2 protein-coding genes and 2 pseudogenes are annotated in these 6694 nt (G+C 70.0%); 3 read left to right on the forward strand and 1 reads right to left on the reverse strand.

Features of this window, described 5'->3' with window-relative positions; genetic code table 11:
* Positions 1-1707 (reverse strand): annotated as a pseudogene (locus GT354_RS31255) (hypothetical protein); the annotation flags it as partial.
* 1278 nt (positions 1708-2985) lie between these two features.
* Here GT354_RS31255 and GT354_RS55965 point away from each other — a divergent pair.
* The 3 genes and pseudogenes from GT354_RS55965 (at position 2986) to GT354_RS31270 (ending at position 6198) form a co-directional block, all read left to right on the forward strand.
* Complete coding sequence (locus GT354_RS55965) at positions 2986-3690, forward strand: transglycosylase family protein (protein ID WP_161359743.1); 705 nt, start codon at positions 2986-2988, stop codon at positions 3688-3690.
* 302 nt (positions 3691-3992) lie between these two features.
* Entirely contained in the window at positions 3993-5270 is a 1278-nt protein-coding gene (locus tag GT354_RS31265) for a carbohydrate-binding protein (protein ID WP_161359744.1), read from the forward strand.
* Positions 5237-6198 (forward strand): annotated as a pseudogene (locus tag GT354_RS31270) (amino acid permease). Before GT354_RS31265 ends, GT354_RS31270 begins: the two are co-directional and overlap by 34 nt.
* The last annotated feature ends 496 nt before the right edge of the window (positions 6199-6694 follow it).

Raw genomic sequence — 6694 nt, forward strand, 5'->3', positions numbered from 1 at the left:
GGGCCAGGGTCGGCCCCAGATCGGCCCCGCGTCGGTGGCCACGTCGTGCCGCGCCCCGGCGTCGTCCGTGAAGGTGAACACCGCCGACGTGATCGCCGGTGCCCGTACGCCGCCGTCACCCAGGACCGCCGTGAACACGGCGCGGTCGGCCGGGACCCGCCACTGCGCGGCCGTGACACAGGACTCGGGAAGGTCGCCCACCTTGACCGCCGGGCCCTGCCACGACGCGTGCCGTACCGGGCCTTCGTCGGTGGGGCTCGGGGGTGCCCCGGTGGGCGTGTCGGTGGGTTGCCCGGTACCGCTGCCGCCTCCCGGCGCGGGGAACTCACCCGCCTGGCCCTCGCCGTGGGTGCCGACCACGAGCACACCCTTGACCGGCGTGGCGCCCTCGGGCACCACGAAGGTGAGCGACGTGCCGTCGGCCGCCACCCGCAGCGCATCGTCCGCCAGGCGTCGCGGCGACCCGTCGACGTACGCACCGAGCCCGCCCGCGTCGAGTCCGGTTCCCGTCACCGTGACCGTCTCGCCCGGCTTCGCACCCGCCGGGCCGAACCCGGAGACCGTGGTGGTGGGCAGGGCCGGGCGCCGGAACGTCGCGGCGGGGTCGCCTGCGGTGACTTCGGCGATCTGGGTGTCGAGGTAGCGCTCGTTGCCGTCGACGCGCAGTTGGAGCGTGTCGCCGGCGTCGATGTGTACGCGCCACTGCATGTCGATGGTCACACCCAGACCGGCCCGCGCGGAGTCGGTCGTGGTCGAGGCGAGGTCGGCGACCATGACGGTCCAGGTCGCGTCGAGGAAGCCCGTGCCGCTGCCGAGCATCGCCCGGTACATCTCCGGGTCGCCCTTGTACAGGCTCTTCATGGCGAGGCCGTCATCGTCGGTGCGGAAGTGCAGGGTCCGGGTGACCAGGCCGCCGGGGATCCGACCGGCCGGCAGTTCCAGGCGCTCCTCGCGCGGGGTGCCGGGGAAGAACGTCAGTCCGGTCACCTCCGTCGTGGCCCGCGGCGGCAGGGCATCGGACGCGGCGGGTAGGGACGCGTTCGGCACCTCGGACACGGTCGATGCGGACACGGTCGATGCGGGCACGGTTGGTGCGGGCACGGTTGGTACGGACGCATTCGGTACGGACCCGGCGGCCCGCTCGGGCGCGGCAGCCGCGGGGGCCACGGCCTCCGTGTGCACCTTGTCGATGTGCACGAGCGATTGCACGCCGACGACCTGGTCGAGTTCGCGGAACTGGCTCAGCGGGTGGTCGAATCCGGCCACGTCCGACGTGGCGTTCAGGGCCTGCGCGGTACGCGAGACGTTCATGGCCGCCGACGCAATGGTGGGTGAGCGCTTGCCCAGTGGCGTACCGGCCGGCGCCGACCCGGCGGCCGCGGCCGTACCGTCGGGTCCGGCGGCGGGCACGGTCAGCCAGCTCGGCGCGCGCGACCGACTGTCGCCGAAGCTCTCGTCGGGGCCCGACGCCAGTTCGCTGTAGCTGCCGGATCGGGTGACCAGGCCCGGGGTCATGGCGCGTTGCTCGCCGGTCAGGTATTCGGCCCGCGCGGTACGCGACGTCGGCGACTCCGCGGCCGAGGAGATCACCGGAAAGATCAGCAGCAACAAGCCCAGCACCAGCAGGCCGACGGCGGCTCGTCGAAGATGGAGGGGACTGATCGAACGACTACGTGTGGTGCCCATGAAGATGTGATGACCCGTCATTCATCCCGGCGTCGGCGGCTGCCCGTGGCGTGACCCAGGGGAAGCGTGCTTGGGAATCGGGAAGCCGAAAGAATCGAAGCCGACGAATCCGTGCAGGGTACGTCGACAACGATCGTGAGTATGCAAGACACGCGGGCCGCCGACGTGGCCGAAAGTCAACCTTCGACGAGAGTTGCCCCGCGGTTCGCACAAGGTGGTCCCGGGGTTCACCGATCCCCGAAAAAGGTCAGCCGTCGCCGCTCGGGTGATTACCCGGCGTAACGGCGGCCGGGCACGCCTCGCCGGACCGCACGACGACGCGCCGCGTTTCCCGCGGAAACCATCGTCGACAATCCGAGGGAAGAGCACAGAGCATCGATATCCGGGGAGAAGAGAATGGCGATGAACACGCCATTCCCGTGCGCTACTTCAACCGCACACGGAGTAGCCGACACGCGGCGGGATCGGCCCGGTCGGCCGACTGACTCCTACGAGATCGAACCCACGGGAACGGGGCGACCGAAACGGGCGGCTCATCGGCCAACCCCGACCGCCGTTACCCGAGTTGGTGGTATCGACGCATCAAAGCGCCGCCGCTCCGGGTTCACACGAAGCAGCGCAATATCCGTCACCCGGGCAAATCCGTGCCCGAACTCTCGTTCCCCGTGCGGCCGTCGCGGTGAGTTCCGGACACTCGAAGCAGGCCGGCCCTACCGAAGGGATCGGGACGCCGCATCTTCGTCACGAAAAGCGGCGCAGCCTATCGGAGACGGAGGTCGACCACGCGATGCGTCGGTCGTTCGCCGCGCCAAGAAAGCTTTTCCGCACCCCGACGTTTGTCATCGGCCCGTTGGCGATTCGGGCCGGGAGTTCGGTTTCGGCCCTGCGTGTCGAAGGGTTGGCGTCCGGCCCATGTCCGGTACGCGCGCCGGGCATCCGCGTTTTCCGTACCGCGAACATCACCCGTACAGGGGCGCGCCGAACGACGTAAAACGGTGCCTGGGCGCGCCGTTCGGCCGATCCGTCGATTCGGCATCGAGAAATGCCGCTGTGGCCTGCGGAAACACTTTCGGTCGTTGATCCGTCACCGAGAACTGTTTATGGTCCGGGCCAAGTGCACATCGCATCCCCCGATTCTCCATGCGCACGACGGAGGAACTCACGACCGGCCCGGTGGTGAGGCGGCAGTACCGGAACGACGGGTCACTCGGCCCGGCGGTTCGGTGCGGAACCGGAAGTCGTCCCTTCGGGGCGCGATCTCCGCTCCGGCTTCCTCGGGGGGAATTCCGAAGGGAATCCATGTCTTTCCGCATCACGTTCGCCCAGACCGTCGTGGGTTGCGACCGTGCCCGGCACCGCATCCGCAACGCGACCGTCGGGGGGCTCGTCGCCACATCGTTCCTGGGTGTCACCGTGACGTCGGCTCAGGCCGCGAGCGAGGCCACTTGGGATCGGGTGGCCGAATGCGAGAGCAGCGGTGACTGGTCGGCCCACACGGGCAACGGCTATCACGGCGGACTCCAGTTCACGCAGAGCACGTGGAAAGCCAACGGCGGTACGGGCAGGGCGGACCGAGCCTCCAGAGCGGAACAGATTCGCGTCGCCGAGAACGTCCTGCGCTCGCAGGGACCCGGTGCGTGGCCCGTGTGCTCGCGAAAGGCCGGCCTCGGCAAAAGCACCGGAGGAAAAAGCACCGAAGGCAAGCGCACGCACGGCCGAGGCACCGAAAACAACGCCTCGAATTCGGGCCGAGAGAACGCGGACGGGCCAAAACGTGCCCCGGGCGGAGAAGTTGCCAACGGACAAGCCACGTCCCGGGATGCCGCCGCGTCCACCGGGCCCGACGGCGGCGACTACGTGATCAGGGCCGGCGACACGCTCGACGGCATCGCCACCGACAACGACCTGCCGGGCGGCTGGCAGGCCCTCTACGCCAGAAACCTTTCGGCCGTCGGCCCCGACCCCGATCTGATCTCCCCTGGAGAACGCCTGTCGTTGCGCTGACCGCCGCTGCCGCCCCCGGACCCCACCCTTCGAGCCGCGCGTTTCGAACGACCCTCGCCGGTGCGGAAAGTTATCACCAACAACGCGCCAGCCGAAGGCAAAGTCGTAGCTCGCACAGGTAGTTGGTCGTCTCGGCAACCCAGGCGAGATGCCGCGAGGGGGGTCCGGGAACCGTCCTCGGCCGGCTTCACGGCAGGCGCCCTCGGGATCCGGATTGGTCCAGTCCAATCTATTGACGACCTCGGGGCGGAGGGACACTCTGTGGCCATTGGTCTATACCACCTCTCCCCAGGAGTGTCCCTGTGGTACGACGCTACGTCTCCGCCCTGGCCGCCACCGCGGCCTCGGCGGGGTTGCTCTCCCTCTTCGCCCTCACCGGCGGCGCCACCGCGGCCGGCCCCGGCACGCCCCCGGGCCCGAACCCCGCCGCGAGCGGAATCGGCAGCAACTGGTACGCCGCCGCCCCCTACTTGATGCCGCTGGACAACGATCCCCCCGATGCGGGAGCGGTGATGGACGCCACCGGCCTCAAGGCGTTCCAACTCGCGTTCATTCTCGCGCCCAACGGCGGTGGCTGTTCGCCGACTTGGGACGGGACGAAGCCCGTCGCGACGGACACCGCCGTCGCGGGCGTGATCGCGAACATCCGGGCCAAGGGCGGCGACGTCTCCGTGTCCGCCGGCGGCTACGGCGGCACCAAACTCGGCCAGACCTGCGGTACGCCGGAGGCGACCGCCGCGGCCTATCAACAGGCGATCGACAAGTACGGCCTCAAGGCCATCGACTTCGACCTGGAGGAACCGGAGTACGAGAACACCGCGGCGATCCACAACGAGATCGGCGCCGCGAAGATCCTCCAGCAGCGAAACCCCGGCATCTACATCTCGGTGACCACCGCGGCCACCGCCGACGGCACCGGTTGGTTCGGCAAGCAGATGCTCAACGAGGCCAAGGCGCAGGGCTTCACGCCGGACAACTTCTCCATCATGCCGTTCGACGGCGGCTTCAACGGCGCGGCCGCGCAGACGTCCGCGTTGACGAACTTCAACGCGATCCTGCAGAGCACGTTCGGGTGGGACGCCGCCACCGCCTATGCGCACGAAGGCATTTCGCAGATGAACGGGCGCAGCGACACCGGCGAGTACTTCCGCCAGGCCGACTTCCAGGCGGTGTACGACTACGCGATCGCCCACCACCTGGCCCGCTTCACGAACTGGTCGGTCAACCGCGACCGCGAGTGCACTCCGCCCGACAACAACGGCAAGACCTCGGGCGCGTGCAGCAGCGTCCCGCAGGCCGCGTGGGACTTCACCAAGTTCTCGGTACGGTTCGCCGGCGCCACGCCGCCCACGACCCCGCCGACCACGGCCCCACCGACCACCAAGCCGCCGACCTCGCAGCCGCCCACCACGCCGCCCGACGGGTGCCTGCTGCCGTCGTGGGACCGCGCGGCGACGTACACGGCCGGCAACACCATCACCTACGGCAACCACTCCTGGAAGGCCAAGTGGTGGACGCAGGGCGAGGTGCCCGGCACCACCGGCCAATGGGGGGTGTGGCAGGACCTGGGCGCCTGCTGACTCGACACACCGCGGTGGGCCCGGAAATCCCCGTCGGGCCCACCGCGGTCCTGTGGCAGCTCACCGCGCTCGGTGTCGGCGGCATCATCGGGGCCGGCATCTTCACGCTGTCCGGCACCGTGGCCAACGGCACGGCCGGGCCCGCCGTTCTCCTCTCGGTGTCGGTGGCGCGTTCACCGGCGCGGCGACCGTGTTCTTCGCGGTCTTCGGCTACGACGCGATGTCCACGGCGGCCGAGGAATCCAAGGACGCCCAGCGGCACATGCCGCGCGCGATCGTGTACTCGTCGGCCGTCTCGATGGTGCTCTACGTCCTGGCCTGCCTGGTTCTGACCGGCATGCGGGACTACCGGCACATCGACCCGGAGAGCGGCTTCTCGTCCGCCTTCAAGGCGGTCGGCCTCGACGGCTTCGCCGATGTAGTCGCGGTCGGCGCGATCGTCGGCATCATGACGGTGATGTTCACGTTCATGCTCGGCGTGACCCGGGTGTGGTTCTCGATGAGCCGCGACGGCCTGTTGCCGAAGTGGTTCGCCAAGACCCACCCCGTGCGCCGGGTCCCCACCCGGGTGACCTGGATCGTCGGGTTCGTGTCGGCGGGCATCGCCGGATTCGTCGACATCGGCTCGGCGGCGGAACCGACCAACATCGGCATCCTGTTGGCCTTCAGTGTGGTCTGCGCCTCGGTGATCGTGCTCCGGTACAGGCGGCCGAACCTCCCACGCGGATTCCGCTGCCCGTGGATGCCGGTGATCCCCGCGTTCGGGATCGGCGCGTCCCTGTGGCTGATCACCTATCTCGCGTGGCAGACGTGGGTCCGCTTCGCGGTGTGGTTCGCGATCGGCCTGACCTTCTACTTCGCGTACTCCTGTCGCCGCTCGGCGTTGGCGACCGGGGAGGGAGCCGGGGCCGAGGACGTCCGGAACTGACCGGCGGCCGGCGCACCCCCGCCGAACCCCCTGCCACTGCCGAACCCCCTGCCACCGCCGAACCCGCTGCCGAACGAGCGCGGACCCGCCTCGACGGCGAGGGCCCGGTGCGGCGGGCTCCTCGCCGTCTCGGCGGGGCGGGAGTCTCGTCCCCCCGCCCCGGCTCGTCGGGTGTGTGTCGGCGGACGTGTCGGCCCCTCGGTGACGACAAGCGAAACGTATCTGCGGATCGCTCGCACGCGGTACCTGTCAAGAACCCCCCGGTCTCGGTGACATGGCCGGGACGGTACGCCGAGCCCGACGATCCGTCGCCGCCCGGCCGTACGTCGCGTGGTGCGCACGAAGTCGGCCTGCCGCCCGGCATGGTGACCCCACGTCAGTTCTCCGTCCCGAAGCCCTCGTGCCCCGCGAGCCACCCCACGTAGCGAGGCGCGCGCAGCACCGCGGCGGCGTGCGCGGACCGCGCGTGGGCGGTGACCGCGGCCGCCGCGCGGGC

Origin of the sequence: Streptomyces sp. SID3343, assembly GCF_009865215.1 — a bacterium.
Lineage (GTDB): Bacteria > Actinomycetota > Actinomycetes > Streptomycetales > Streptomycetaceae > Embleya.

Bases quoted from the DNA above. Each gene is read 5' to 3' on its own strand.
- GT354_RS55965 (WP_161359743.1), top strand. From the start codon at position 2,986: ATGTCTTTCCGCATCACGTTCGCCCAGACCGTCGTGGGTTGCGACCGT.